Source organism: Thermococcus sp. SY098 (assembly GCF_035621495.1).
GTDB lineage: Archaea > Methanobacteriota_B > Thermococci > Thermococcales > Thermococcaceae > Thermococcus_B.
This window is the reverse complement of record NZ_CP141821.1, coordinates 1,000,876-1,026,851: the sequence shown is the minus strand read 5'-3', so window position 1 is coordinate 1,026,851 and position 25,976 is coordinate 1,000,876. Positions and strand designations below refer to the sequence as shown.

Here is a 25,976-nt window from a genome sequence, read left to right as displayed (position 1 = left end):
CTTGTGTAATAATTTCAAAGCAACTTAACCTGCTTATCTAAAATCAAGTGAAGTAGGTATCCCATAAATGCCGCAAATCCTACAAACAATCCCTCTTCCCAATGCAGTCTAAGACCATAAACTGGCAATGCAAATCCAAGCAGACCGTATACACAGGCAAAGCCCACTGAATGGACTATGCCCCGGTGTTTGGGCATTATTGTGGAGAAAATGTACCAGGAGGCGAATGCAAAAAGCACAGCAATTCCCCAGGCTATCGTTAAATTTGCCCATTCATATTTCGTTATTGAAATTTCGCTGAACTTCAGAAAAGCTGAAATTCCAATTGCAACCGCCACGATTGGTTTTGTTCCTCTGTGAATAAGGGCATCTGGATGATCCATGTCCGGTAAGTCGCTTCCTAAGACGTAGAATGCATAACCAAGTGCCATTGCCATGAAACTAAGCTGGAAGGGCACATTTAGGTATGTTCTGAGGAGAGATGCAGTCAAAACAGCAAGGGGGTATGTAATAATCCCCCCAAGCACATGCTCATCATAGTTCATCCACTTTCCTCCTCTTTCTTTTCCTGCTCAAGGAATCTTCTAACATAGTCTGGGACTTTATAGTTGCCTTTTGGATCTCCAATGAGGAATCCCAACCTTATCAGTTCTTCAAGATGTTCATAAACCTGAATGCCTGGCTTTTTAACCTCTTTTGCAACCTGAATATAGCTTACTGGTCCTCCGTTAAACTTGTAGACTATCGCTTCAACCAAATCTCTGTAGTCTTTTGGAATCCTTGTTAGGTACTCCTCTAAGTTCTTTGGCTCTTCAAGAATTGTTGTAACAACGTAATCATCAATGGGGTCAAATTTGTGTTTGCTGGCTTCGCTCAGCACGTAATGCAACAGCCTTAAAATCTGTCTGGGATTACCTTTTCCAAGTTCGTGAATGAGTTTTATTGCCTCTTCAGTAAAGGGATAAATGGGATCGTCTGTGTCCCTGATTCTGACTTTATTTAACCTCTTCTTGACAAGCTCAAATGTCTCCTCAAGACTCATAGGTCTGAGCTTGAATTCATAGTGTAGACGCATAAAGAATGCAGGAAAAATTTTTGTGTACTCCTCGTAAGCCTCCGGAATGCACGCGAAAGCCACTATGCATCCGGGAGGCATGTTGCTTATGAAGTGCCTCAGCATTTCAAAAAACTGGATTTTTTCCTGCTCCCTTGCACTCTGCATGTTCTCAAGCTCATCGAGGAGGAGGGCAGAATATGGATATTTGCTGAGCTCCTTTGTCAGCATTTCTGCTATATCCCTTGATTTATACTCCTGAGTTGAGGATAACATCTTCTCTAAGCGGTCAATAAAACCAAGCTTTCTGCTCAAATTTTCCAAGAATATGTTTGTTCTGCTCTTTGGCGGCTTCATTGAATTAAAAAGATCTCGTGTAATTTTTAAAATATCATTGGTGTCCACCTTGACGTAGATTGCTTTCCCTCCCCGTTCGCTTATTGCCTTGGCAATACTTTTCAGCCTCTGGGTTTTTCCCATTCCCAAGGGCCCAACGATGGAAAATGCGATTGAGCTTTTATTGCCGATTACCTCGGATATTATCATCGACAGCTTCATATCGACCTCTTGGTAAACATGAATGCTCTCTATGTCCTCGATTCCCTCACTTGCAAGTTCTCCAAATGGATTTCTTGACAAGCCGTATACCTCATAGGAAGGAGAGGGATAAACTTTAAGTGTGCTTGGCTTTTCCATTTTACCCACCAAGTTTAAATTTTGGAACGTATAAATATAAAAGCTTGTTCATGGGAGGTGAAAAAATGACAACGTTACTCGTCACTGTGCCTTCGGGCAGGGAGGGAGATGCAAGTTTAGAACTCGAATGGGCATTGGGTGATGTCAAGATAAGGAGAACAAGATGGAGAGGGGTTTTAATCGTTAAAACTAACCTTAAAAAGGAGGAAGCTTTGGAAATTTTAAAGGGCTTTGAAACAACTGCGATTTTCAAGATTATCCCCCTTGAGAAGTTTGTCAGGAGCAGGAAGGAGGATATAATTGAGGAAGGCTTCAAACTTGCAAAGGCCAGGATTAAGGAAGGGGAAAGCTTTGCCGTTCGTTGTAAAAGGAGAGGAAACTGGATACGCTCAAGCAAGGAAATAGAGACTGAGCTTGGTGCAAAGATCAAGGAAAACTTGAATGCTGTGGTAAACTTGGACAATCCTGACTGGTATGTGTGGATCGAGGTTTTGGGGAACAGAACTGCGATTAGTGTCATTAAGCCAGATGAGATAATTAAAAAAGAAGTTGAGCTTTAAGCAATTTCAATTTTGGGTTTGACTGCATATACTGTTTTGTCTTCCCCTATGCCTTCCATTAAACCACGGTGTCTTCTTACACAGCTTTCACATTCTCCGCAGTGGATTGGCTTTCCATCCTCTGTGAAGCCTTTTGGCATATAGCATGAGTTTGAATATTCGTATTTTGCATTCAGCTCCTTCAAAAGCTTTGCAATGCCTTTTTTATCAAGGTTTATCAGCGGTGCAACGACTTTGACTTCACTCAACGCCCCATATCTCAGCATCTCGTTCATCCTTTCAACGAATTCCGGTGTGTTATCTGGAAAAGTTGCACCTTCTTCTGCGTTGAATCCTACTATAATGTCCCCTCCTCCAAGGGCATCCAAAAGTGATGCCGCCACAGAGATCAACACTACATTTCTCGCTGGAACCCAAACACTTTTAGCAGTTTCTTGAGCTCTCTCCATGTTTTCTAAGTCTCTTGCTGTAACTCTTGGCGTTTCTCCTCCAACTAATGTAGTCCCCCTAAGCTTAGAGAACTCCTCTAAGAAGTCGAGTTTAATAATTTTGAGTGGGATGTTCAGCTCTTTTGAGAAAAACTCTGCTACCTTGTTTGTTGCTTTCTCCTCGTTGCTGCCATAATTTATCGTGAGCATGATAACTTCATCATAATTTTTCTTTGCCCAGTACAGGCAAGCTGTTGAATCTAAACCGCCGCTGAATAAGACAACTGCTCTCCTCATTTTTATCCCTCCAGGGCTATCCCTACTATCTCCTCTATGCTATTAAACCCTTCCTCATTTAAAAATCTCCCTATTCCTTCATTAATTTCTTTAAAAACTTTAAATCCTCTCAATGAGACTGCAGTTCCAATCTGCAGAGCCTTTGCACCCGCCATTAAGAACTCAACGGCATCCTGCCATGTCGTTATTCCTCCAACTCCAATGATATCGATATCAAGAGATTTTGCCAAATCATACACAGCTCTCAGGGCAATTGGCTTGATTCCTGGCCCAGAGTAGCCACCCACTTTGTTGCTCAAAATTGGTCTTCTTGCGTAGATATCAATTGCAACAGCTTTGACTGTGTTAATGGCTGAAACGGCATCAGCTTCTGCTCTTTCTGCTGCCAGCCCGATTTTTGTTATATCATCAATATTTGGGGTTAACTTCGCTATTACTGGCTTATCCGTGGTGTCTTTGACGGCTTTAACGACCTTGTACACCATCTCTGGGTTCTGTCCAATTTCCATGCCATAGCCCTTAGCATGAGGGCAACTTAAGTTGAGCTCAAAAGCATCTGCAACTTCGTCCAGCTTTTCAGCAAGAAAAGCAAACTCTCTCTCATCTTTTCCGAAGATTGAGACTATTACAGGGAAATCAAATTTCTCATTTTTGAATTCTTCATAAAACGCTTCCCATCCAGGATTTGGAAGTCCCATAGCGTTAATCAGACCGTAAGGAAGCTCAACTATCGTTGGATTTTCGTAGCCTTTTCTCGGTTCAATCCCAATTGACTTTGTCACAACAGCTCCAGCCCCTTCCTTGTGTGCTCGCCTAAGTAAGTCTGGAGTCATATCTGCGATACCAGAAGCTAAGATGAGGGGATTCTCAAGTTTAAGTTTGGCAACTTCAATGCTCAGCATTTTTTACACCTAAGTGCTAAAGGAGGGGCTATTGTTTAATAAGTTTTGCCTCACTAATTGTAAAACACAAAAATTCTTACGGCGGCGGACGCGCCCGAGGGTGGGAACCCTCCTCCAGCGGCTTCCACCGGGACTCCCTCGCCCCCGCTACCCCACGAGCGCCGAACGTCCCGCCTACCGCTGCTCCCTTCCGGGCCTTGCGGGGTTCGGCGGGCAAAGGGCGTTAGCGGAGCCCTTCAGCTCCGCCCCGCCCACCGCCGGCCCCGTGGGACGAGGGCTCATCGTTTACCCCGGCTTCCGCCGCTGGATTCAGGAACCGCCCCTCGGGCTTCGGCCCCCGCATATCGACGGTTTCGGGTTACAGGGGACGCCGAACCCCCCAGCCTAGTCCGCCGCCATTTAAAAGTAGAGATGATGGTTATATAAAGGTTTGGTATAATCCAAAAATTCAACAATCTTATTAGGAAGGAACCCATATATTTACGAGGGCTTAAAAATGACACCACCTGAGGCTTTGTATTATATATTGCTGGGTATGTTCTTGGGAATGACTGGACAGATGATAAGGGTGATTATTGGGGTCAAGAAAGTTCAAGAGAAAGCTGTTTCAGAGGGAAGAGAATTCAAAGAAGCTTTCGACATGAAGAGGCTTGTTATCAGCATGTTAATTGGCGCAACCGCTGGAGTTTTAGGGATTGTTAGCCTCTATTGGGGTGAGCAGGAGATAACCAGGGAAATGGCTCTGGGATTGATTGCAATTGGTTACTCTGGGACCGACTTCATCGAAGGACTTTTCAGAACAAAAGTTCAGCCAATGCGGAAAGAAAAATCTACTCCTTCTTCGACTCCCCAGTCATAACTGCTGAAGCTATCATGTGAGCCAATCTTAGAGGCTCCGGAATTAGAGAGCTTTTTTGAGTTATTTTGATTATTTCCTCTGCCGTTTTTGGTTCAATTCCATAAGCTTGGTAGAACAACTTCCCGGGGATTAGCTCTCTTATCTCTCCACCCTTTCTTAGCAGCCTAATTCTTTCTTCAGCATCTGGAAAATGCTTTTTCAAGGCGTTCTCCATGGCTTTTAACTCTGGTCTTTTTCTGATAACAACAATAACAGGTAAACCTGTCTCCTTGCCGAGCTTCTCGATGTCAACGATATTAAAGCCGGCATATGTTATGCCCTTCAGCATTATTACTCTCAAATCTTTAAAGCGGGAATTCACAATAGCGTCAATCATCTTTTCTGTTGCATCTCTCCCGTCAACTTCAATCCATCTGCATAGAATTCCAACAACATCCTGAGAACCTTTCATAACAACTCCAATAAGGATGGTCCTGTCTCTTCCCACCTTGGATTTAAAAGAAAAAGTACCGTCATCAAAACCAATGACCCTGATCTGGGGCTTTACCTTTCTGATCATTTTGTGACCTCTAACAGCCACTTGAGATATTCTTTATTTACGGTGTCGACATCAATTCTAATTATTGCTGGAACTGTGTAAGGGTGCTTTTCTTTGAGTTCCTTTTTAAGCTCATCCCAAAGCTCCACTTTTGTCTTAAGGATTGCACCTACTTCGGTATCCTCCTCTATTTTGCCTTCCCACCAGTAAAACGCCTTATGCTCTCTTAAATTGACACACGCTACAAGCTTTTTTTCAAGCAGCTCCTTGACTATCCTTTCTGCACTCTCCCAATCCGGAAATGTCGTATACACGAGTATCATCTCACTCATTTTCACACCTCCGTTTATAACCTCCCAAGGATAAACTTAAATCTTACGTTGGGTTATTTTTATCGGGGATCGGGATGGAGATCGTAAGAGCACATCTAAGAATCTATGGAAGAGTTCAAGGGGTTGGCTTTAGATGGAGCATGCAGCGTGAAGCGAGAAAGCTTGGAGTAAGTGGATGGGTCAGAAATCTGCCAGATGGCAGCGTTGAAGCGGTGATAGAGGGAGAAAGGGAGAGAGTTGAAGCTTTAATTGGCTGGGCACATCAAGGTCCAATATTTGCAAGGGTTACGAGAGTTGAGGTGAAGTGGGAAGAACCAAAGGGAGAGAAAGGGTTTAGGGTTGTTGGTTAAGTTTTTGCACTTATATTTTCCAAAGCAACTTTTTTTGGACAGTATCTAACTTCACAATATGCACATACAAATTTTTCCTTCCTTTTCTCGGGTGTGTGGAGGATCAGTTTTTTGAAGCCAGGTATGTCTTTTATTTTTACAAATACTTCCACAGGTAAGGTTCCGTCTATAACAATATATGCCTTGCTTTCCTCTTGTCTGAGGTTTCTGCTAAAAATCTCCATTATCGAAACGCCGTTTTCTGAAAGTATCTGGAGAACACTTGAAATTGCCTTGGAGTACAGCTCTTTATCAAATTCGATTTCAAGGACTTCCCATCCCATTATTGGAGCAACATCAATCAGGCTGGGTAGAGGAGTTAATCTTTCAAAGATCAACTTTAGGGGATACGTTTTTTCAATGTACTCAATCGTATGGTAGATGATCTTCCTGTTTACACCAATAACCCTTGATAACTCACTGATTGGAACCTCAACATCTCTCAAATATATCTTTCCCTTTTTGACACTCAGTCCATTTTCAAATAAAAACTCTGCAACCTTCCTTCTTGCCGGATAATTTTTAAAGTAAGCCTCTAATATGAGCATCATTTTTGCCACCTCTTACTCATAAATGTGTAGAAATGCATATTTAAATCTTTCTCTTCGGAAGATTTTTAATCATGCCTATGGAGGGTAGTACATGCATCAGCAGAAATCCGCCTATGTTTATGGAATCATTACCGTACTTCTCTGGTCGACTGTTGCTTCAGCATTTAAGCTCTCCCTCAGGTATTTGAGCTACCTAAATCTTTTACTTTATGCTTCTTTTACATCGCTGTTCATCTTCTTTATCCTGCTTGTTCTTCAGAACAAACTCTATGTTGTGAAAAAGCTGTCCTCTAATAAGTATTCTGCAATCCTCGGATTTGTCAACCCGTTTCTTTACTATCTGGTTCTTTTTAAGGCGTATTCGATTCTTCCAGCCCAAGAGGCACAGGCATTGAACTACACCTGGCCAATAATGCTGACTTTGCTTTCAATTCCTCTGCTTCACCAGAGGATTCGGCTTAGAAACATTTTTGGGATTTTTATCAGCTTCTCTGGAGTTTTGATTATTTCAACGCGGGGAGATATAACCGCTCTTAAATTCGCTAATCCTTATGGGGCTTTTCTTGGGTTAATGAGTGCCTTGATCTGGGCGGTTTACTGGATTTTGAATCTGAGAGATAGGAGAGATGCCGTGGTTAAAATGTTCTTTAATTTCGCTTTTGGCATTATATACATCTTCTTTTTTGTGGTTCTCACTCGTAATATTGTAATACCCACTGCTAAAGGATTGGCAGGGGCGCTATATGTCGGAACTTTTGAAATGGGCATTACCTTCTTCTTGTGGCTCAAAGCTCTGGAGTTTTCAGAAACAACAGCTCAAATGGCAAATCTTGTTTATCTAACACCTTTTATCTCCCTGATTATAATACACTTTGCAGTCGGTGAGAAGATTTTGATTTCAACCATAATTGGCCTTGCTTTAATAGTGGCTGGGATTATTTATGGCGGTGCTGGAAGGAATAATGGGACAATGTAGAAAGGTTTAAATGTTTTTCAGCCGTAAAACACTCTGGTGGTTCTCATGATTGAGGTAGGCGAATATAAGGTTAAAGAAGGGTTATACTACACAAAGGAGCACGAATGGGCTCAGGTTTTAGACGACGGGACGGTTCTTGTCGGAATAAGTGACTACGCTCAAAAAGAGCTTGGTGATGTTGCATACGTTGAGCTCCCAGAAGTTGGAAAAGAAGTTTCACAAGGGGATGTTCTCTGTGAAATTGAAAGCGTCAAGGCTGTGAGCGAAGTTTACGCTCCAGTCAGCGGTGAAATTGTCGAAGTTAATGGAGAGCTTGAGGATTCTCCGGAGAAAATCAACGAGGATCCATACGGGGCATGGATCGCAAAGATTAAGCCGTCAAACCTTGAAGAGGACTTAAAGAATCTCATGACTGCCGAGCAGTATGCAGAATACTTGAAGAGCCTCTGATTTTGTCTGACTTTGTCTTTTCATATTCCACTTGGAGGTGTTTTTAGTGAGAACTCTAAAAGAATGGGATGTTAAAGTCAAGCTTGTGAGAACTAAGCGCGGAGCAATCCTCCATAAGATCGAGCTTTCTGAAAACCATTTCTTCCTTGAGCAGAACCCACTTAAGGATTCTAAGTATGGCGTTGCCTATAGGAAAATCAAAAACAAATTCCCCGAATTCTACATGTTCTGGGAGATTAAGAATAACCGCTATACTGGAAGGCTTTTAGTTGGTTCATTCCTTGAGAAAGAGGAAATTGACGAATTCATAACTCTTCTTGCACAAAGCGAGGAGTTCAAGAAGTTCGAGCACATCCTTGAGGAGATCGAAGAGGAAGAAAAGGAATAGCTCGGCTTTCCTTTTTCATCATAATTTCAGATACCCTAGAGCTCGTCATCGCCCATTTTTATTATTGCCTCCTGATAAAATAAAGCTATTGGAATTCAAAGGTAAGTAGAAAAAATCAGCCCCCACAAATAGGCTCGGCCAGTATGCCCGTCATCACATCTCAGCTATCGTGAGGATCCTCATAGCCTTTGGTTATTTCTCCTGGGACCTGATAAATTTATCTCCTAAGATTCAGAAAAATATGGGAGAAAAATCAAGCATTTTCGCTTTTCCTCTGCAAGTATTCGTGTATTGCTTTTGCTGCTTTTCTTCCGTCTCCCATTGCTAAGATTACGGTTGCTTCTCCTCTTATTGCATCCCCACCCGCAAAAACACCAGGAATCGAAGTCATCAAATTCTCATCCACTACAATAGTCCCTTTCTCTGTAATCTCCAAGCCGGGCGTTGTCTTCCAGATTATCTTGTTTGGAACTTGTCCAATTGCTATAATCACCGTATCAGCTTCGACTGTTATTGTTTCACCTGTTGGGATAATTTTTCTCTTTCCATTGGATTCTTTTTCATCAAGCACTTTCGTTTTCATGAATTTAACAGCCTTGACATTGCCGTGTTCGTCTCCAATGAACTCTAATGGACTCACAAAGAACATAAACTTCACACCTTCTTCCTCAGCGTGATGGATCTCCTCAATTCTTGCTGTCATATCCTCTCTTCCTCTCCTGTACGCTATTGTGACATCGCTTCCAAGCCTTAGAGCAGTCCTTGCAGCATCCATCGCTGTATTTCCGGCACCAATCACTATTGTCTTTTTGCCCACTTTTATTGGGGTGTCGTATTCTGGGAACTTATATGCTTTCATTAGATTAACCCTTGTAAGAAACTCGTTGGCTGAATAAATTCCGTTGAGGTTTATTCCAGGCACTTCTGGAAGTTTGGGCGTTCCAGCACCTGTAGAAATAAACACTGCATCATATTCTTCAATGAGCTCTGGGATTGTTACGGTTCTTCCAACTATATGGTCTGTCTTTATCTTAACACCTAAAAGCTCAAGCTTCTTGAGTTCTTTTTTCACGATTTGTTTTGGTAGTCTGAATTCTGGGATTCCGTATATTAGGACTCCTCCGGGTTTGTGGAGGGCTTCGAAGATTGTAACTTTGTAGCCCATTTTTGCTAGTTCTGCTGCACAGGTTAAGCCTGCTGGTCCTGCTCCAACAACAGCTATTTTTTGCTCTTTCTTTTCGATTTTGGGTATGATTTCCATTAAAAGCTCGTCGTCTATCCCTTTTTCTCTTGCGTAGTCTGCTACGAATCTTTCGAGTTTTCCTATGTTTATTGGGTCGCCTACTTTGCCCATTACGCAGACGCCTTCGCATTGGTCTTCTTGGGGGCAAACCCTACCAGTTATGGCAGGCAAAGAATTACAAGCCCAAATGACTTCTAAGGCTCCTTTAATGTCCCCTTCTTTAATCTTGGCTATGAAGGCGGGAATGTTTATGTTTACGGGACAACCTTTAATACATGGAGCGTATTTTTCTGGACACTGCAGGCAACGCTCAGCCTCCATTAAAGCAAGATCAAAATCGTATCCTAAATTGACCTCTTCAAAACTCTTGATTCTCTCATAAGCCGATCTTTCGGGGGTAGGGACTCTGTTTTTTATGAGCTTTCTCTTTGCCATCACTGTGCACCCCCTTGAAGCTTTTGCATATATTCTTGCATAGCTCTCATCTCCAAATCTTTATAATAGCCAGACCTCTTGATCAGCTCGTCAAAATCAACTTCATATGCATTGAAAGTTGGACCATCAACACAAGCGAATCTCACCTTCCCTCCTACTGTTACTCTACAAGCGCCACACATACCAGTTCCGTCAACCATAATCGGATGTAGATCAACAAGCATTGGAACATTGAATTCCTTGACAACTTCAAAAATCACTTTTTGATCACCAACTGGCCCAACCATAAACACTAAATCTGGTTTAAGTTTTCTTATCATGTCTCTGACTATTTCTCTTGCCTTGGCGGTTACATTTTTCATGTTTTCGGGGAAGCTCCTCTCTGGATTAAGCGGAACACCTACAGCAGTGTGTTTTGAAACAGTCTTTTCGAGTTCATCTTTTAAGAGGATCATGGGTTCGAAGGTGACCTGAAGGGTATGAACTTCATTTCCAATTTCTTGCCATGCTCTTGCTATTGGAAACACTTCGACTATACCCGTATACAAGCCTATAGCAAGTATTTTTCCGTAGTTTTCCATCGGAGCTGGGTTACCAAGCGGACCAGCAATGTTAAGGAAATAATCCCCTTCTTTGAGCTCAGTGTTTATCTGCATCGTTGTTTTTCCTCTTGTGAATACAATAAGCCCTATCCATCCCTCCTCCCTGCTCCACGTGACTGGCGTAAGGGGTACCCTTTCCCCATTTTCGAAAGCTCTAACAATTATAAACTGGCCTGGTTGGAGTTTTCTAACTATGTGTGGAGCGTGAACTTTAAACCAGACATTTCTCATTGCAATTTCCTTTCTTTCTAAGATCTTGTACACAATGAACACCCCCGTACATGTGCTCATTCTTGAGCATTTACAAAGGTTGTGAACATGAGGTATTTATAAAAGTATTGTTAACCAAAGGTTAACAACATTGAAGAAAATTTTGCAATAATCATACTTAACCAAAAATCCTAAAAAAAGGAGCCTAAATTTCAGAATTGGGGATGAGCCTCACGGTACGCTGAGGTGGTGATGAACCTCCCTCTCTGCTGACTAAATCTTTCTCGCAAATGTTATGTATCCTGTGTGTGCAATCATCCTTGTTCTTGGCCTTATGCATTCTTCCCTAACTTCCTGCTCTCTAACTAAGCATTCAATAGTTTTGGGTCTCATGAAATGCTCCCTGAACTCTCTCAGCTTTTCATAAAGGCGAGCAACTTGGTTTATACATGGAGTGTATGCCACAAAATATCCTCCAGGCTTTAATGCTTCTACAGCGTGCTCAACAACCCTCTCTGGCTGAGGCAAGTCAAGAATTATGTGATCAACATCTTTCTCGTCTATTCCATCGTAAATGCTCTTGAGCTTTATAGTAACCCTGTCATCAAAACCTGCCCATTCAATGTTTTTCCATGCAAGCCTTGCAAAGTCCTCTCTAACCTCATAACTGACTATTTTTCCGTTAGGTCCAACTATGTTTGCCAAGAAAAGAGTCAACGCACCGCTTCCGACTCCAGCTTCCACTATAAAATCCCCTGGGGAGATTCCTGCAAAAGCAACAATTTGGGCTGCATCCTTGGGATGGATTATCTGAGGGCCGCGCTTCATTTTATCAATGAAATCAATTATTCTGGGCTTCAAAATTTTGAACTTATATCCCTTATGTGATTCGATAACATCCCCAAACTTTTTCCCAATTATTTCACTAAGGTTTATCTTCCCCAGATCAGTATGAAACTCCTGCTTCTTTGCAGTTATTAGATATCTTTTTCCTCTTGGATCAACCAGCAGAACTTTTTCATCCTCTGCTATCACTTTTTCTCACCATTTCCCTTTTTGATCTTGACTATGTACTCTTCTTCTTGGTTTATGTCGATGATCCATGCTGAGATGTCTTCTAAAATTGCCAACTGGGGCATTTCCACCAAGTTTTTATTTATCAAATAAATCGAGGTCCAATCCTCTACTGGGAGGTTGCTTCTACTGAATAAAATAGCCTGAATTGCCCTTTCCTTTCCAAAGTAGAAGTACTCCGATAATCCAAAGCTCAGGAAATAAAGTGGTTTTATTGAATCTACAAGAGCTTTTCTAATTGCGTCGTAATAATTTTTCATGAATTCGGATATTTCATATGTTAGGGGAATTTCATCAACGATTGATCCATAACTTGCTCTTCCTGGGCCTATTTTGATCACTTTTATATGCTTTGTTATCTCGATGATTCTTCTGTAATCCTTTGGAGAAATTTTCCTGATATAATTTCTAAAGCTTAAATCTCCAATACCAAAGAAATCATCAACAACTATTTGATTGTCGTGAGAAATCTCGGGGATAATCTCTCCCCACACGAGGTCTTCAAAGGGATAAGCACTAGGGTATTCTATTAAAACAACGTCACCTCCTCTCACATGCCCTTTTAGAAACTTTCCAATTGAGTGAATTTCCATTTTACCCACCAAAGAATTTTTAATATCTTATCTTTTAAACCTTTTAGGTGTTAAGAATGAGAAAGTTCGTGGTATGGGCAGGTGAACTGGATGCAAGGTTGTCAAGGAAATATGGAAGGGAAGTTTCTAAAAACTTAGCAGTTGAGTCCCCCAAACTTGATGAGATTATTGAAGCAGCTAAAACCCTTGGTATGAAGATCGTTAAAGTTGAATGGGACAAGCTAAATCCCCGTGTATCAGGATTAGACGAGACCCTTCGAGCAAAGGGGATGCTCGTTATTGAAAGCAAGTATGGAAAGTCAAAAAGCCTAAGGCTAATTGCTCAAAAGATTAGGGAATTTAGGAAGTCTAAGAGGAGGAAAAAGTAGTCACTCTTCCTCTAACTCAACAACTATCGCTGTTGTGGTGTCAATTACACCATCAATGTTGTGTATATCATGTAGGATTTTTCTCGTGAGTTCTCCAAGGTCTGCTGCCTCAATGTGTATTATTGCATCATATGGTCCAGTGACAGCATCTGCCTTTGTAACTCCGGGAATCCTTTTGAGCTCTTCTATAACTTTCTCAACTTTTCCAATTTCAACTGTCAGTAAAACATATGCCCTAACCATTTACACCACCAGAGCAGTTTTTTACAGATGATACTTGCATTTTATCTCATTTAAGCTTTTCGTAGTTACTTTCTATTTGAATTCAAAAATCAGAACAGTGTTGCACGTCTTTCCATGGCAATATCACAAAATGTGCACTATTGAGCGTTTAAGAGGTACATTGAATATCAACTTTTTTTAAATGTTTTCATTTTGATAACAATTTTTGAAAAATATATAACATTGTGTGAGACATTTTGAGAGCGAGATAATTATTTAGTCATAAATTTGTCTAAGTAATCGAAAGTTTTATTACTGGAATATTCTCTATAGATTATTGCCAACTTTGGGGGGATACCCATGAAGAAGGCACTATCAGCATTGTTTTTAATTGCAATTTTGGGTTTTGCAGTAGTTGCCAGCGGCTGTATTGGGGGAGAAAAAACAACAACTACCCCCACTTCAACTCAAGCTACAACCCAGACCACAACACAAACCTCAACAGCATCCTCTCCGACTAAAACTACAACCCAGACTCAAGCTCCAAAGCCGAAGGGGATAACACCTGCGATTCTTGAGCTTGATAAGGTAGCAGTGATTGAGACTGATAAATCAGTAATTGTTGTTGGTCCAAAGGGTGAGAACCCAACTGTCTCATTGCCAAGCGGTAAAAAGGTAATTAGGGTAAGCTACGTTGTTGATGAAGCCAACACTCCTGACATTAAGAAGCTTATGGAAGAGGGACAGGGTTTTGGAGCAATAGACCCAGCATTCTTTAGAAATACAAACGTTGATGCTCTTGTTATTGCCGCAAGAAGGCAAACCGATCCTGCTATAAGAACCGAGCTGTTTAAGGCTCTCTACATATTGGGGAACTACTATGTGCCCGAGGTAATTATCGGGCAGAACAGACAGCTTCGTGTTTACTGGAGCTGGGTTAAGGGAAGATACTACCACCCAACCCTTCCAGAAAGGTATGATCTCCTCTGGGAGGATCCAAATGCCCCAAGTGTCAGCATAGGAATTGGAGAATATAAGAACGATGCCGAGACATATGTCATAGGAACGATTGGATGGCCAGAGAGCTTTGATCCAGCTTGGACCTATGAGACCTTCGGATGGGAAATCTGGCACGAAATTGGCGATACTCTTGTTACATACTGGAAGGATGAGACAGAAGAGGTTTCACCAGATTTGGCAGTTGCATGGGCACACAACGAAGATGGTACAGAGTGGTACTTTGTCATTAGGGGCGGTGTTAAGGCTTACGACCCATGGAACGACAAGACCTATCCAATTGACGCAACAGATGTTGCATTTACATTCTGGCGTGTCCAAAGATTGGGGCACAGCGTTTCATGGATGGTTTCAGAGTTTATGGATGTCAACAAGTCACAAGCATTGACAGAGCAGGACTTCGAGAATATTCTCAAGAGTGAGAAGCTCATTGCAGAATACAAAGGTAAGACCGTTGAAGTGAAGTCACTGGATGATTTGCTTAAGCTGTTTGGCTACAGCGGAAAGACTGCGGGAGTATTCAAGCTTGTTCTGCCGCATCCATATGCTCCAGTCCTTAACATCCTTGCAGATCCGTTCCTCTCAGTGGTTCCAATGGAGTACTTGCTTGGTGACAAGTATGAAGAGGCATTAAAAGCATCAGACAACGGTAAGAACCCAAGTGCATGGGCAAAGTACGTGCAAGAGGGAGAACAGGATCCAACACACCAGCTCATGCACAAGAAGCCAGTTGGAACTGGGCCATATTATGTTAAAGAGTACCAAGAGAACTCATACATCGTCCTTGAGCTCAATCCATATTACTGGAATAAGGACATATGGAACAACATAAAGCCCCTCCACAAGAGGGTTATCTACGTCATAAACAACGATGCCGTTTCAAGAATCCAGCTCTTCCAGACAGGAACAGTTGATACGGTTGCAACACCACCAGAAAGAATAAACGATGTTAAGGGCTTGAAGCTTGATGGCTTTGAATCAATAGTGCAGACTGACTTACTGCAGCCAATCCTCACATTCATAGTATTCAACACCTATAAGGAGCCCTTCAACAACGTTAAGGTCAGGCAAGCTTTGGCTTATGCAATCCCATACGATCAGATTGCCCAGACGGTCTACTCAGGTTTGCTTGAGAGGAACTGGGGCCCAATTCCAAAGCCGTGGCCAGGCTATACAGAGCAGGGAATAATCAAATATGATTACAACCTGGCAAAGGCGCAGCAGCTCCTGAAGGAATCTGGCATTGATCCAACCAAATACAAGATTGAACTCATCTACAACGCTGGAAACTCAGCACGTGAAAAGATAATGACCCTCCTCCAGAACGTCTGGAGCCAGCTTGGCTTCCAAGTTACAGTGGCAAGCTATGAGTGGCCAGTCTACTTAGGAAAGGTCAGCAAGGGCGACTTTGATGTCTACGTCGTCGGTTGGGTTCCAGACTACCTTGACTCAGACAACTGGGTTGGGCCATTCCTCTACGGTGCAACCAAGTTCAAAGAGCTTAATGTTGAAGTTTCAGGCTGAGCCTTTCTTTTCTTTAATTTTAAATTTCAGCTATCCCAATAAACTGCAAAAAGCTTAAGTGGAGGGACGGAAATGGCTGATCTCAAGAAGTTCTTAATCAGAAGGATTCTAACATTCATTCCGACAATAGTTGGGGTCACAATAATTGTATTTTTAATAGCATATGTAATTCCAGCAGATCCCGCTAAAGCTTGGGCTGGGGGTGAAAAAGCATCTCCAGAGGCTGTTGAAAGAATCAAGGAAAGATATCACTTAAATGAGCCGTGGTATGATCAGTACTGGTTTTTGATAAAAGGTTTGGCAACAAACACCCTGATTGATCCAAGAACTTCAAATCCCGTGTTTGATGATATTAAAGACCGTTTTCCCGTGACATTTCAGCTGGCTATAATTGCGTTCACATTCACGATATTAATTGGAATTCCTCTTGGTTTGATATCTGCATTGAAGCGTAACACATGGATAGATACCCTTGTTAGGATTTTTGCCCTCATTGGAGTTTCGACACCAGTTTTCTGGTTGGGCTATCTACTTCTGTTTGTGTTCTTTGTGAAGTTTAGGATAACGAACTTAGCTGGAGTTCCCCCAGCGCCGCCAGTTCAAATTACCCACATACCTATAATTGATTCCCTCCTTACTGGAAACTTCACCCTTTTCAAGCAACATTTGGCAAGATTTTGGCTTCCAGGGTTTGTGCTTGGATTTATGGGTACGGGTGTGCTGGCAAGGTTTGTCAGAAACTCCTTCCTTGAAGCCCTTAGCGGTGATTATATCCAATTCCTGAAAGCTAAGGGGGTTCCAAAGCTGAGGATGTACAGACATGCCCTCAAGAACGCCTTAGTTCCAATCGTTACAGTTCTTGGTCTTCAGTTTGGAGGCTTATTGGCTGGAACACCAATCACAGAGACTGTCTTTGCCCTACCAGGAATGGGTAGGTATGCTATACTCTCAATTCAGAACCTTGACTTTCCAGCAGTTGTGGCAATAACGTTCATCTACGCAATAATTTACGTTACCGCGAATTTGGTGGTTGATATACTCTATGCAGTAATCGATCCAAGGGTTAGATACTGAGGTGGTCAAGATGCAAGAGGAATACAAAAAGAGCATTTTGGATAAGCTTGCAGACAAAATTGTTTATGGATTGGGTTCGTTCATAAGCTTATTCAAAAAGGGCTGGAAAGAAAAGAACAAATCAAAGATGGAAGAATGGCGCTTAATGCTTTACGCTCTTAACAGATCCCCACCTGCCCTGATTGGGCTGTTCCTTGTGATTCTGTTCATCTTAGTAGGAATCTTTGGACCAAGGTTAGCACACTGGAGGTACAACTTCTTCCCGATGCTCTATACAAAGAGCTATGATAAAATCGTCTTAGCGCCACCAGGAAGCAAATTTGTCCTTGACTACTACAATAATACTGTAATAACCTTCCCCCTTGGTTCGGATCACTATGGTAGAGATCTGCTGAGTTTAATCCTGAGCGGTGCCAGGACAAGCTTTGTAATCTCAATAATAGTCATATCCCTTGGGGTACCTCTTGGGATAATCCTTGGACTCATAGCAGGTTATTACGGGGGAAAAGTTGACGAGCTAATAATGCGTATAACAGATATGTTTCTTGCATTTCCAGCGTTGATCTTGGCAATTGCACTGTCTGCAGTGCTCCCCGAAAGAATCCAGAATTTTATTTCCACACACGAGGCTGTGCAAAAATTTGTGTTGTGGTTATTTGCCTTAGATGTTAGAGAAGCTGGAAACCTCGGAAGACTTTTGGCGGTCATATTGGCGATGATCATCGTTTGGTGGCCAGCTTATGCAAGAATAACGAGAGGGTCAACTCTAACAGAAAAGGAGAAGCTGTACATAGAAGCAGCAAGGGCTATAGGACTGCCAGCGAGAACAATAATGTTCAAACATATACTGCCAAACATAATTGGGCCCATACTGGTGTACATAACACTTGATTTCGGTGGAGTAATCCTTATGGAAGCTGGATTGAGCTTTCTTGGATTAGGTGCAACTCCCCCAATAGCTGACTGGGGTAGAATAGTTTATGATGGAGCTCAGTACTTCCCGAAGGCATGGTGGCTGGTGTTCTATCCAGGATTGGTTGTCATGCTTGTGGCATTGGGCTGGAACCTGCTGGGTGACGGTCTCAGAGACATACTTGATCCAAAGACAAGAAGGAGCATTGAGTTCAAAGTGAAGAAGAGCAAGAAGGAGGGTGAGGCAAATGCCTGAACCAATTTTGCAAGTTAGAAACCTAACCGTTCACTTTTACACTTACGCCGGAATAGTTAAGGCAATAGAAAGAGTTTCATTTGATGTGTACAGGGGTGAAACTTTCGCATTGGTTGGAGAAACAGGCTGTGGAAAGAGCGTAACCTCAAGGGCATTAACTCAGCTGATTGAGAGTCCAGGAAGGATCGTTGAGGGTGAGGTACTGTATCATAAGGAAGATGGTACAGTCGTTGATCTCCTCAAACTTAATGAAGAGCAGATCAGGGAAATTAGGGGGAATGAAATAGCTTACATCTTCCAGGATCCTCATGCTTCACTTGATCCTCTTTACACAGTAGGTTATCAAATAGCCGAGGCAATGGAAGTTCATGGAAAGGTTGAGAGCATAAAAGAGGGAATTAAAAAAGCTGTTGACATTTTAAGATCCGTTCTTATCCCCGATCCAGAAAATAGGGTCAAGAATTATCCTCATGAGCTGAGCGGTGGAATGAAGCAGAGAGTGGTTATTGGAATTGGAATCGCAAACAATCCAAAGATTCTCATTGCCGATGAGCCTACAACGGCTTTGGATGTTACAGTCCAAGCCCAGATCCTTGACTTGATTAACCAGCTTAAGGAAAAATACAAAGCAACGGTCATTTTGATCACACATAACTTAGGTGTTGTTGCCGAAACTGCCGACAGAGTAGCTGTGATGTATGCTGGAAAGATAGTTGAGATTGGTTCAGTGGAGCAGATCTTCAAGAATCCTTTACATCCATACACCAAGGGTCTTCTTAAGGCTGTGCCAAATCCAATGACAAAGATTGAGCGCTTAGAGGCTATTCCCGGAACAGTGCCGAATCTGATAACACCGCCGAGTGGCTGCAGATTCCATCCGAGATGTCCATTTGCAACAGAGGTGTGCAAGCGTAAAGTACCTGAGCTGAAAGAAATGGAAGATGGGCATTTTGTAGCATGTCACCTTTACTGAGGTGAGAGCATGGAGAAAGTGTTAGAAGTTAAACATCTCAAAAAGTACTTTCCCGTGAAAGGCTTATTTTTCACAAAGGGCTGGGTTAAGGCAGTTGATGACATAAGCTTTGAGATATACAAGGGTGAAACCTTTGGCTTAGTAGGCGAGAGCGGCTGTGGTAAGACAACGACAGGAAGAACAATCCTTCGTTTGATAGAGCCAACTGCTGGTGAAATCCTCTTTGAAGGCAAGAACGTTATGGAGCTTAAAGGTGATGAGCTCAAATGGTTCAGGAGGAAAGCCCAGATAATGTTTCAGGATCCGTACTCATCCCTAAATCCAAGACAGACGGTGTTTGAAATAATCATGGAGCCCGTGAGATTTCATGGCATTGAAGTCGATGATCCTGAGGAATTTGTAGTAAACCTCCTGAAAAGCGTTGGGCTCAACGAGATGCACCTCTACAGATATCCCCACGAGTTCAGCGGTGGTCAGAGACAGAGAATTGCCTTAGCGAGAATAATGGCTCTTAAACCAGAGTTCATAGTACTTGATGAGCCAACGTCTGCTTTGGATGTTTCAGTCCAGGCGAACATCCTGAACACTCTCAAGGACTTGCAGGATAAGCATGGGTTCACTTATCTCTTCATCTCCCACGATTTGGGTGTCGTCAAGTACATGAGCCACAGGATGGGAGTTATGTACCTTGGAAAGCTTGTCGAGGTAGGTCCAGCTGATAAAATATTCGAAAATCCACTCCATCCCTACACCCAAATGCTCCTCTCAGCTATTCCGGTTCCAGATCCGGAGATGGCTAAAGAGCTTAGGGCAAAACGCAAGATTGTTAGAGGTGAACCTCCGAGCCCGATAAACCCACCGGCTGGGTGCAGGTTCCACCCAAGATGTCCGTTTGCAAAGGATGTGTGCAGAAAAGAAGAACCTCCAATGGTTGAGGTTGAGAGAGACCATCATGTTGCCTGCTGGCTTTATGCTAAATCATAGAAAGCAGAGCATGCCTAAAACCTCCATCGATCTCCAAGAGCTGTGTATATATGCCATCTTTTTCTCCTTTTTCGTTGAAAATTTCTCTATTTTTGAGTTCAATCCTGTAGTAGAGGTATTCTTTTGGAACTATCTTGATCTTATCAAGTTCTGTGGGGGTTTTAACTCCAAGAATTTTTCTTAATATCGCCAGGGATAGCATAGCCTCTCTGTTTTCTTTTGCAAGCTGTTCGTCTTTCTCTACATGCCTTGAAAAACCAGTTGGAATTCCAATGAGCCTGAGGATATTCCATTTTCTCATGTGTGCCAATCTTTTGTTCAGCTTTTCTCCGGAGCGTTCATAAACCTCAACAAACAGATTTTTTAGGAATCCCTCAATTTCATTTTTCTGTAGGAGTATTGGAAGAGGTGCTTCTGCAGTTTTTGATAGAGTTCTATCTATCGGTCGGATTAAAGTGCTGACTCTTTCAATCCGCTCAAGCTTCCTTGAAAAGTGGGCATCAATCATATATTCCTTTCCATTTACTTCAAATACCAGATAAGGTACTTCAACTTTCATGCCATTATCTAAACCAAAAGCCTATAAACGCTTTTCCCTTAGTGGATATGCAATGCAGGTTGATGAGCTTTCAAAATTTGGTGTAGATGAGAGGATAATCGGGAAGATTAAAGAGCGTGGCATTAGCGAGTTTTATCCTCCTCAAGCTGAAGCTCTGAAGAGCGGTGTTCTCAATGGAGAGAATTTGCTTTTGGCAATTCCAACAGCGAGCGGAAAAACCCTCGTTGCTGAAATTGTGATGCTCCACAAGCTCTTTACTGAAGGAGGGAAGGCGGTTTATTTAGTCCCTCTTAAGGCTCTGGCTGAAGAAAAATACAGGGAGTTTAAAACATGGGAAGATTTGGGGGTTAGGGTTGCTGTAACGACTGGAGATTATGACAGCAGTGAAGAATGGCTGGGCAAATATGACATGATCATAGCAACGTCAGAGAAGTTTGACTCCCTTTTGAGGCATAAATCGAGATGGATTAGGGATGTAAAGCTTATTGTTGCAGATGAAATTCATCTTTTGGGTTCTTATGATAGGGGTGCCACTTTGGAGATGATATTATCGCATATGCTTGGTAAAGCCCAGATTTTGGGATTGAGCGCAACCGTTGGAAATGCCGAGGAGCTGGCTGAATGGCTGAACGCAAAGCTTGTGGTTAGCGAGTGGCGCCCTGTGAAACTTAGGAAGGGTGTCTTTGCTCACGGTCAGCTGATTTGGGAAGATGGCAAAGTTGATAAGTTTCCACCTCAGTGGGACTCTCTCGTAATTGATGCTGTCAAAAAGGGCAAACAAGCTCTGGTTTTTGTGAACACGAGAAGATCAGCGGAAAAAGAAGCGGCAATGCTTGGCAAGAAAGTCAGGCGACTTTTAACAAAGCCCGAAGCAAGGAGATTAAAAGAGCTGGCTGAGTCATTGGAGAGCAATCCAACCAATGATAAACTTAAGGAGGTTTTAGTTAACGGTGCTGCCTTTCATCATGCTGGATTAGGAAGAGCGGAGAGAACTTTGATTGAGGATGCATTTAGGGAAGGACTGATAAAAGTCTTAACTGCGACGCCGACATTAGCTATGGGTGTAAATCTCCCCTCCTTTAGAATTATAATCCGCGATACGAAGAGGTACTCAACTTTCGGCTGGTCTGATATCCCCGTTCTTGAAATCCAGCAGATGATGGGAAGGGCTGGAAGGCCAAAATACGATAAAGAAGGTGAGGCTATTATCGTTGCAAAAACAGAAAAGCCGGAAGAACTCATGGGGAAATACATATTTGGAAAGCCTGAAAAGCTGTTCTCCATGCTCTCCAACGATGCTGCATTTAGAAGCCAAGTTTTAGCTTTGATTACAAACTTTGGAGTTGAAAGCTTCCGCGAGTTGATAAGGTTTTTGGAGAAGACCTTCTATTATCATCAGAGAAAAGACTTAGAGATTCTTGAAGGCAAAGCGAAGAGCATAGTTTACTTCCTCCTTGAGAACGAGTTCATAGATATTGACCTAAATGACCGCTTTATAGCGTTGCCCTTTGGTATAAGGACTTCCCAGCTCTATCTTGATCCCCTCACAGCTAAAAAATTCAAAGATGCCTTGCCCCAGATAGAGGAAAATCCAAATCCTCTTGGCATCTTCCAGCTTTTGGCATCAACTCCAGACATGGGAACGCTCAGCATAAAGAGGAAGGAGCAGGAAAGTTATCTCGATTATGCTTATGAGATGGAAGATTACTTGTACCGTTCAATTCCTTACTGGGAGGACTATGAGTTTCAGAAGTTTTTGAGTGAAATCAAGACGGCGAAGCTGCTCTTGGATTGGATCAATGAAGTAAGTGAAGCAAAGCTGATTGAGGCTTATGGAATTGATACCGGAGACTTGTATAGGATTATTGAGCTTGCAGATTGGTTAATGTACTCTCTAATTGAGCTTGCGAAGGTTCTCAATGCAAGGGGCGAGACAATCAGATACCTCAGGAGGCTTCACCTGAGGCTTAAACATGGCGTTAGAGAGGAGCTGTTAGAACTGGTGGAGCTTCCAATGATTGGGAGGAAGAGGGCAAGAGCCTTGTACAATGCGGGCTTTAAAACCGTTAATGACATTGTAAAGGCTAAGCCGAGTGAGCTTTTAGCCGTTGAAGGTATTGGTGTTAAAGTTTTGGAGAGAATTTACAAGCATTTTGGGGTTGAGCTTCCATTGTTGAAAAATATCAAAGATTCTGACAAGCCAGAGGATAAGCCTAAGGAGAAATCCAAGCCAAAGAAAGGAACTTTGGATTACTATTTTGGGAAAGGCTTATAACTATCTGGGTGGTAGTGTACTACCAGGGTGGTAGCTTTGTACTTTGACGAGAGGCCTAAGGAAAGGCGGGAGGATTTGTATGATAGGGAAAAGGAGCTTAATGAACTTTTGGATTTACTCTCACAGAGAAAGCCGCTTATAGTTATAAAAGGCATAAGAAGGCTTGGGAAGACATCTCTACTAAGGGTTGCTTTGAATGAAAGCGAATTTCCGTTTATAATAGTTGATTTGAGGGGAGTAAATCCAAACTCAAGAAAAGAACTTTATGAAAGAATTCAGCATGCTCTAAACAGATATTTCCAAGAAAACAGGAGACTGTTTGAGAAGATGAAAGAGAAGCTCAAACTCATTGATGGAGTTGAGCTTTTTGGCATGAAAATATCACTTTCATGGAGAACTCCAGACACTCTTTATTCGCTGTTTTCACTCTTGGACAATGAGGGCTTTGTTGTTGCCTTTGACGAGGTGCAGGAAATTAGAGGACCAGCTGGTAAAGAGCTTTCTCATCTGATAGCTCACTTCTATGATTATGGAAGTTTGTGCTTTATCTTAAGCGGAAGTGAAATCGGCCTTCTTTATGATTTCATAGGTGTGGAAAATCCAAATGCTCCATTGTACGGCAGGATGTTCTATGAAATTGAACTAACACGGTTCAGTAGGGAGCGAAGCCTAGACTTTCTGAGGAAGGGCTTTGAGCAGCTTGACCTTTATCCTGACGAGCACATCCTTGAGCTTGCCGTAGACAAGCTTGACGGGATTGTTGGCTGGCTGGTTAAATTCGGTCTGCTAAGTTGGAGGAAAGGAATAAGCAAAGAAATTGTAAATGAAGTGCTTGAAGAAGCGAGCAGGCTTGCATTTTCCGAATTTAAGCGCTTCTTGGAGAAAAGACCCCTCGCCAAGAGGAGATACATTGTGGTCATGAGAAGCATAGCCTCTGGAAAAAACACGTGGAGTGAAATAAAGGAGGAGCTTGAAAAAGCTGAGAAAAAGCACATTACAGATTCAACACTCGCAAGACTGCTGAATGCTCTGCTTGATTCTTCGTTCATTGAAAAGGTTGTGGAAGGAAGGAATGTTTATTACAAAATTGCTGACCCAGTTTTGAAGCATGCATTTGTTAAATAGCAATTTATAGCTTTTCGGGGACAATCTTAACACTATTCCTTTCTGCAAGTTTTCTAAGCTTTCTATCAAACGTTGCCAGCGAATATCTTCTTTCAATTGCATGGACAAGTATCATGGCATCGTTGAATCTTGACAGTGAAAGTTTTTCCTCTTCCAGCATAATAAGAGCTCTTTTAACGATACTGGCGTTTTCTCTTAGATTTCTGAATCTCGGATCACTGAAGTATTCGTCTAACATACTTCTCGCCTCTTTAACCGAAAGCCCGTTGTTTTTGAAGAACCACACGTATTCTTGCAAAACTATCGTGGGAACATACCATGCATCGAGTGAATCAAGTAGCTTTCTTGCCTTGGTGTGGAACTCAAGGTCTTCAAATGTATCGTAGATCAAAACGTTGGTATCTATTACTGCATGCATTCTCTCATACCCTCCTCAATTGACTTCTCTATCTCCTCTGTGGTCATGCCCTTCCCGAGCTTCAAGGTCTTTCTTTTCTTTCTCAACCTCTGAAGGACTATTCTGTCGCCCTCAAGTTTAACTTCGAGCAATTCACCTTCTTTTATGCCAAGTACCTTCCTTATCTCAGCGGGAATTGTAACCTGATAGTTTCGAGTTACCTTAGTTATTGCCATAGTAGATTCACCGTAGTAGTAGGTTCGCTAATGTACTATATTAATCTAACGGATAATCTTTTAAACCCTCCCCATTTATCTGAGGATGGGCAATGATAATCTGTGTAGTAGGCATGCCCGGTTCTGGTAAAGGTGAAGTTGTAAGGATTTTCTCAAAATATGGCGTTCCTCACGTTTCAATGGGGGATATTGTGAGGGAAGAGGCAGACAAGAGAGGAATTCCAAGGACTCCAGATGGAATGAATAAAATCAGCATTCAGCTGAGGCAAGAGCTAGGAGACAACGCTGTTGCAAAGCTGACGGTTCCGAGGGTTAAAGAGCTTTTAAAGAAACATAAGGCAGTTATTATTGATGGTGTCCGTTCTTTGGATGAAATCCAAACGTTCAAAGATGCCTTTCCAGACCAAGAGATTATAATTATAGCAGTCCATTCTTCCCCAAAAAAGAGGTTTGAGCGCTTAAAGCGGAGAGGCAGGAGTGATGACCCAAAAACCTGGGCAGACTTCGAGGCAAGGGACTGGAAGGAGCTTAAATTCGGCATCGGGAACGTTATAGCTCTTGCAGATTACATGATAGTGAACGACAACCACATTGATGATTACAGAAAAGAAATTGAGGAACTGGCAAAGAAGCTTGGATTAGCCAAGCATTGAATCCAGAAACAGCATCACGTAAAAGCCCAAGAAGAAGCCAACTGTTATGAGGGTTTCGTTTTCCTCTTTTTTGTAAATTTCAGGGATCATCTCTTTAACCGTTATGTACAGCATTGCTCCTCCAGCTAAGCCCAGACCATAGGGGAGAAGCCAGCTTAGTTTAACAAACAGCAATGCCCCGAGAACTGCCATAACCATTTCAGCGACTCCGCTCAGAACTCCAATGAGTATTGGTTGCAATCTTCTCTTCTGGAGCACAGCCAGAGGCAGTGCAACGACGATACCCTCCGGGAAGTCCTGGATTCCTATTGCTAAGGCTGTAACAAGTCCGGTTTCAAGGTTGTAAACTATCGAGGTCCCAACGGCCAGTCCTTCTGGGAGGTTGTGGATTACCATTGCAAAGATGATTAACCAGACAACTTTTAGCTTATCCTTCAGCTCTTTTGGGCCCTCATAGCCTTTAATGATGTGCTCATGTGGGAGAAGCTTGTCTATTCCAAAGATCAAAACAACACCCAAAAATACTCCAATTCCAGATGGGGAAAAGCTATTGGTTGATTCTATCGCTGGCAGAATTAAGCTTGTAAAGCTTGCAACAATCATGACTCCAGCGGCAAAGCTTAGACTGAACTCAACACTCCATTCTGGAAGGCTTTTAGCAAATATCGCAACTAACGAGCCAAGAGATGTCATTAAAGCAACGAACAGTCCAGCATAGAAGGCAATGATAATGATGTTTCCGTTTGATGCTGAGAGTATATAGCCCGCCATATTCTGGATGAAGTTTTCCAGCATGCATTACACCTAAATATTTTAGGTTTTCC

Annotated in this window: 31 protein-coding genes and 1 other RNA gene; 15 read left to right on the top strand and 17 right to left on the bottom strand. The window is 42.4% G+C overall.

The features are described 5' to 3' along the window. Positions 1-14 precede the first annotated feature (14 nt). Positions 15-545, bottom strand: coding sequence for a metal-dependent hydrolase (locus VFC49_RS05845; protein ID WP_324734754.1), 531 nt, complete (start codon positions 543-545; stop codon positions 15-17). Continuing rightward, positions 542-1,750, bottom strand: coding sequence for an AAA family ATPase (locus tag VFC49_RS05840; protein WP_324734753.1), 1,209 nt, complete (start codon positions 1,748-1,750; stop codon positions 542-544). The genes VFC49_RS05845 and VFC49_RS05840 overlap by 4 nt, the downstream gene beginning before the upstream one ends. 65 nt (positions 1,751-1,815) lie before the next feature. On the opposite strand from VFC49_RS05840, the gene VFC49_RS05835 reads away from it, so the two are divergent. Next, on the top strand, positions 1,816-2,310 hold the full coding sequence (locus VFC49_RS05835; RefSeq protein WP_324734752.1) for a THUMP domain-containing protein: 495 nt from the start codon (positions 1,816-1,818) through the stop codon (positions 2,308-2,310). Here VFC49_RS05835 and queC read toward each other — a convergent pair. The 3 genes from queC to ffs all read right to left on the bottom strand — a co-directional run bounded on the left by queC (position 2,307) and on the right by ffs (position 4,332). After that, positions 2,307-3,035 carry a 7-cyano-7-deazaguanine synthase QueC gene (gene queC, locus VFC49_RS05830; protein WP_324734751.1) on the bottom strand — a complete coding sequence of 243 codons (729 nt, stop codon included), beginning with the start codon at positions 3,033-3,035 and terminating at the stop codon, positions 2,307-2,309. The two genes, VFC49_RS05835 and queC, sit on opposite strands and share 4 nt — an antisense overlap. Positions 3,036-3,037: 2 nt before the next feature. Next, the gene (locus VFC49_RS05825) at positions 3,038-3,937 is read right to left on the bottom strand and encodes a dihydroorotate dehydrogenase (protein WP_324734750.1); all 900 of its coding nucleotides are present in this window, start codon (positions 3,935-3,937) and stop codon (positions 3,038-3,040) included. 82 nt (positions 3,938-4,019) lie between these two features. Next, positions 4,020-4,332: signal recognition particle sRNA (gene ffs / locus VFC49_RS05820), an RNA gene on the bottom strand. Between the two features lie 101 nt (positions 4,333-4,433). Between ffs and VFC49_RS05815 the strand changes: the two genes are divergently transcribed. Further along, positions 4,434-4,796: a hypothetical protein gene (locus VFC49_RS05815; RefSeq protein ID WP_324734749.1), complete on the top strand. Its 363-nt coding sequence runs from the start codon at positions 4,434-4,436 to the stop codon at positions 4,794-4,796. Here the strand turns inward: VFC49_RS05815 and VFC49_RS05810 are convergent. Continuing rightward, the gene (locus VFC49_RS05810; protein WP_324734748.1) at positions 4,768-5,355 is read right to left on the bottom strand and encodes a DUF99 family protein; all 588 of its coding nucleotides are present in this window, start codon (positions 5,353-5,355) and stop codon (positions 4,768-4,770) included. The two genes, VFC49_RS05815 and VFC49_RS05810, sit on opposite strands and share 29 nt — an antisense overlap. Then, positions 5,352-5,657 (bottom strand): divalent-cation tolerance protein CutA, encoded by a 306-nt coding sequence (gene cutA / locus VFC49_RS05805; protein ID WP_324736655.1) that lies wholly within the window; start codon positions 5,655-5,657, stop codon positions 5,352-5,354. Before cutA ends, VFC49_RS05810 begins: the two co-directional genes overlap by 4 nt. Positions 5,658-5,740: 83 nt before the next feature. On the opposite strand from cutA, the gene VFC49_RS05800 reads away from it, so the two are divergent. Further along, positions 5,741-6,016 carry an acylphosphatase gene (locus VFC49_RS05800; protein ID WP_048159796.1) on the top strand — a complete coding sequence of 92 codons (276 nt, stop codon included), beginning with the start codon at positions 5,741-5,743 and terminating at the stop codon, positions 6,014-6,016. On the opposite strand, the gene VFC49_RS05795 is transcribed toward VFC49_RS05800, so the two are convergent. Continuing rightward, positions 6,013-6,606, bottom strand: coding sequence for a regulator of amino acid metabolism, contains ACT domain protein (locus tag VFC49_RS05795; RefSeq protein ID WP_324734747.1), 594 nt, complete (start codon positions 6,604-6,606; stop codon positions 6,013-6,015). The genes VFC49_RS05800 and VFC49_RS05795 overlap by 4 nt on opposite strands. A 91-nt stretch (positions 6,607-6,697) precedes the next feature. On the opposite strand from VFC49_RS05795, the gene VFC49_RS05790 reads away from it, so the two are divergent. The 3 genes from VFC49_RS05790 to VFC49_RS05780 are packed head-to-tail and all read left to right on the top strand — an operon-like array spanning position 6,698 to position 8,420. After that, complete coding sequence (locus tag VFC49_RS05790) at positions 6,698-7,582, top strand: DMT family transporter (RefSeq protein WP_324734746.1); 885 nt, start codon at positions 6,698-6,700, stop codon at positions 7,580-7,582. Between the two features lie 45 nt (positions 7,583-7,627). Beyond that, a complete protein-coding gene (gcvH, locus tag VFC49_RS05785) occupies positions 7,628-8,032 on the top strand; it encodes a glycine cleavage system protein GcvH (protein ID WP_324736654.1) in 405 nt (134 codons plus the stop codon). A 46-nt stretch (positions 8,033-8,078) separates the two neighbouring features. Then, the gene (locus tag VFC49_RS05780; RefSeq protein WP_324734745.1) at positions 8,079-8,420 is read left to right on the top strand and encodes a DUF7132 family protein; all 342 of its coding nucleotides are present in this window, start codon (positions 8,079-8,081) and stop codon (positions 8,418-8,420) included. A 253-nt stretch (positions 8,421-8,673) separates the two neighbouring features. On the opposite strand, the gene gltA is transcribed toward VFC49_RS05780, so the two are convergent. The 4 genes from gltA to VFC49_RS05760 form a co-directional block, all read right to left on the bottom strand. Further along, positions 8,674-10,098, bottom strand: a complete 1,425-nt coding sequence (gene gltA / locus VFC49_RS05775; RefSeq protein WP_324736551.1) for an NADPH-dependent glutamate synthase — start codon at positions 10,096-10,098, stop codon at positions 8,674-8,676. After that, positions 10,098-10,964 carry a sulfide/dihydroorotate dehydrogenase-like FAD/NAD-binding protein gene (locus VFC49_RS05770; RefSeq protein WP_324736550.1) on the bottom strand — a complete coding sequence of 289 codons (867 nt, stop codon included), beginning with the start codon at positions 10,962-10,964 and terminating at the stop codon, positions 10,098-10,100. The genes gltA and VFC49_RS05770 overlap by 1 nt, the downstream gene beginning before the upstream one ends. A gap of 219 nt (positions 10,965-11,183) precedes the next feature. Further along, positions 11,184-11,945, bottom strand: a complete 762-nt coding sequence (locus VFC49_RS05765; RefSeq protein WP_324736549.1) for a tRNA (adenine-N1)-methyltransferase — start codon at positions 11,943-11,945, stop codon at positions 11,184-11,186. Then, a complete protein-coding gene (locus VFC49_RS05760; RefSeq protein WP_324736653.1) occupies positions 11,942-12,577 on the bottom strand; it encodes a DUF257 family protein in 636 nt (211 codons plus the stop codon). Before VFC49_RS05760 ends, VFC49_RS05765 begins: the two co-directional genes overlap by 4 nt. A 56-nt stretch (positions 12,578-12,633) precedes the next feature. Between VFC49_RS05760 and VFC49_RS05755 the strand changes: the two genes are divergently transcribed. Then, entirely contained in the window at positions 12,634-12,945 is a 312-nt protein-coding gene (locus VFC49_RS05755) for a signal recognition particle protein Srp19 (protein ID WP_324736548.1), read from the top strand. On the opposite strand, the gene VFC49_RS05750 is transcribed toward VFC49_RS05755, so the two are convergent. After that, entirely contained in the window at positions 12,946-13,188 is a 243-nt protein-coding gene (locus VFC49_RS05750; RefSeq protein ID WP_013467791.1) for an Lrp/AsnC family transcriptional regulator, read from the bottom strand. A 339-nt stretch (positions 13,189-13,527) separates the two neighbouring features. On the opposite strand from VFC49_RS05750, the gene VFC49_RS05745 reads away from it, so the two are divergent. From VFC49_RS05745 to VFC49_RS05725, 5 genes are all read left to right on the top strand, one after another. After that, a complete protein-coding gene (locus tag VFC49_RS05745) occupies positions 13,528-15,708 on the top strand; it encodes an ABC transporter substrate-binding protein (RefSeq protein WP_324736547.1) in 2,181 nt (726 codons plus the stop codon). Between the two features lie 72 nt (positions 15,709-15,780). Further along, on the top strand, positions 15,781-16,782 hold the full coding sequence (locus VFC49_RS05740; protein ID WP_324736546.1) for an ABC transporter permease: 1,002 nt from the start codon (positions 15,781-15,783) through the stop codon (positions 16,780-16,782). 10 nt (positions 16,783-16,792) lie between these two features. Then, positions 16,793-17,950 (top strand): ABC transporter permease, encoded by a 1,158-nt coding sequence (locus VFC49_RS05735; RefSeq protein ID WP_013467788.1) that lies wholly within the window; start codon positions 16,793-16,795, stop codon positions 17,948-17,950. Then, positions 17,943-18,923: an ABC transporter ATP-binding protein gene (locus VFC49_RS05730; RefSeq protein ID WP_013467787.1), complete on the top strand. Its 981-nt coding sequence runs from the start codon at positions 17,943-17,945 to the stop codon at positions 18,921-18,923. The genes VFC49_RS05735 and VFC49_RS05730 overlap by 8 nt, the downstream gene beginning before the upstream one ends. Before the next feature lie 9 nt (positions 18,924-18,932). Beyond that, the gene (locus VFC49_RS05725) at positions 18,933-19,907 is read left to right on the top strand and encodes an ABC transporter ATP-binding protein (RefSeq protein ID WP_324736545.1); all 975 of its coding nucleotides are present in this window, start codon (positions 18,933-18,935) and stop codon (positions 19,905-19,907) included. Here VFC49_RS05725 and VFC49_RS05720 read toward each other — a convergent pair. Then, positions 19,897-20,466, bottom strand: a complete 570-nt coding sequence (locus tag VFC49_RS05720; RefSeq protein ID WP_324736544.1) for a hypothetical protein — start codon at positions 20,464-20,466, stop codon at positions 19,897-19,899. The genes VFC49_RS05725 and VFC49_RS05720 overlap by 11 nt on opposite strands. 52 nt (positions 20,467-20,518) lie before the next feature. Here VFC49_RS05720 and VFC49_RS05715 point away from each other — a divergent pair, with 52 nt between their 5' ends. Beyond that, positions 20,519-22,741, top strand: coding sequence for an ATP-dependent DNA helicase (locus VFC49_RS05715; RefSeq protein WP_324736543.1), 2,223 nt, complete (start codon positions 20,519-20,521; stop codon positions 22,739-22,741). A gap of 27 nt (positions 22,742-22,768) precedes the next feature. After that, entirely contained in the window at positions 22,769-23,866 is a 1,098-nt protein-coding gene (locus VFC49_RS05710; RefSeq protein WP_324736542.1) for an ATP-binding protein, read from the top strand. Between the two features lie 4 nt (positions 23,867-23,870). Here the strand turns inward: VFC49_RS05710 and VFC49_RS05705 are convergent, their stop codons facing one another. After that, a complete protein-coding gene (locus VFC49_RS05705) occupies positions 23,871-24,284 on the bottom strand; it encodes a PIN domain-containing protein (protein ID WP_324736541.1) in 414 nt (137 codons plus the stop codon). Then, positions 24,272-24,499: an AbrB/MazE/SpoVT family DNA-binding domain-containing protein gene (locus VFC49_RS05700; RefSeq protein WP_324736540.1), complete on the bottom strand. Its 228-nt coding sequence runs from the start codon at positions 24,497-24,499 to the stop codon at positions 24,272-24,274. The genes VFC49_RS05705 and VFC49_RS05700 overlap by 13 nt, the downstream gene beginning before the upstream one ends. Before the next feature lie 92 nt (positions 24,500-24,591). Between VFC49_RS05700 and VFC49_RS05695 the strand changes: the two genes are divergently transcribed. Next, complete coding sequence (locus tag VFC49_RS05695) at positions 24,592-25,152, top strand: dephospho-CoA kinase (protein WP_324736539.1); 561 nt, start codon at positions 24,592-24,594, stop codon at positions 25,150-25,152. On the opposite strand, the gene VFC49_RS05690 is transcribed toward VFC49_RS05695, so the two are convergent. Beyond that, positions 25,138-25,947, bottom strand: coding sequence for a ZIP family metal transporter (locus tag VFC49_RS05690; protein ID WP_324736538.1), 810 nt, complete (start codon positions 25,945-25,947; stop codon positions 25,138-25,140). The genes VFC49_RS05695 and VFC49_RS05690 overlap by 15 nt on opposite strands. Positions 25,948-25,976: the final 29 nt, after the last annotated feature.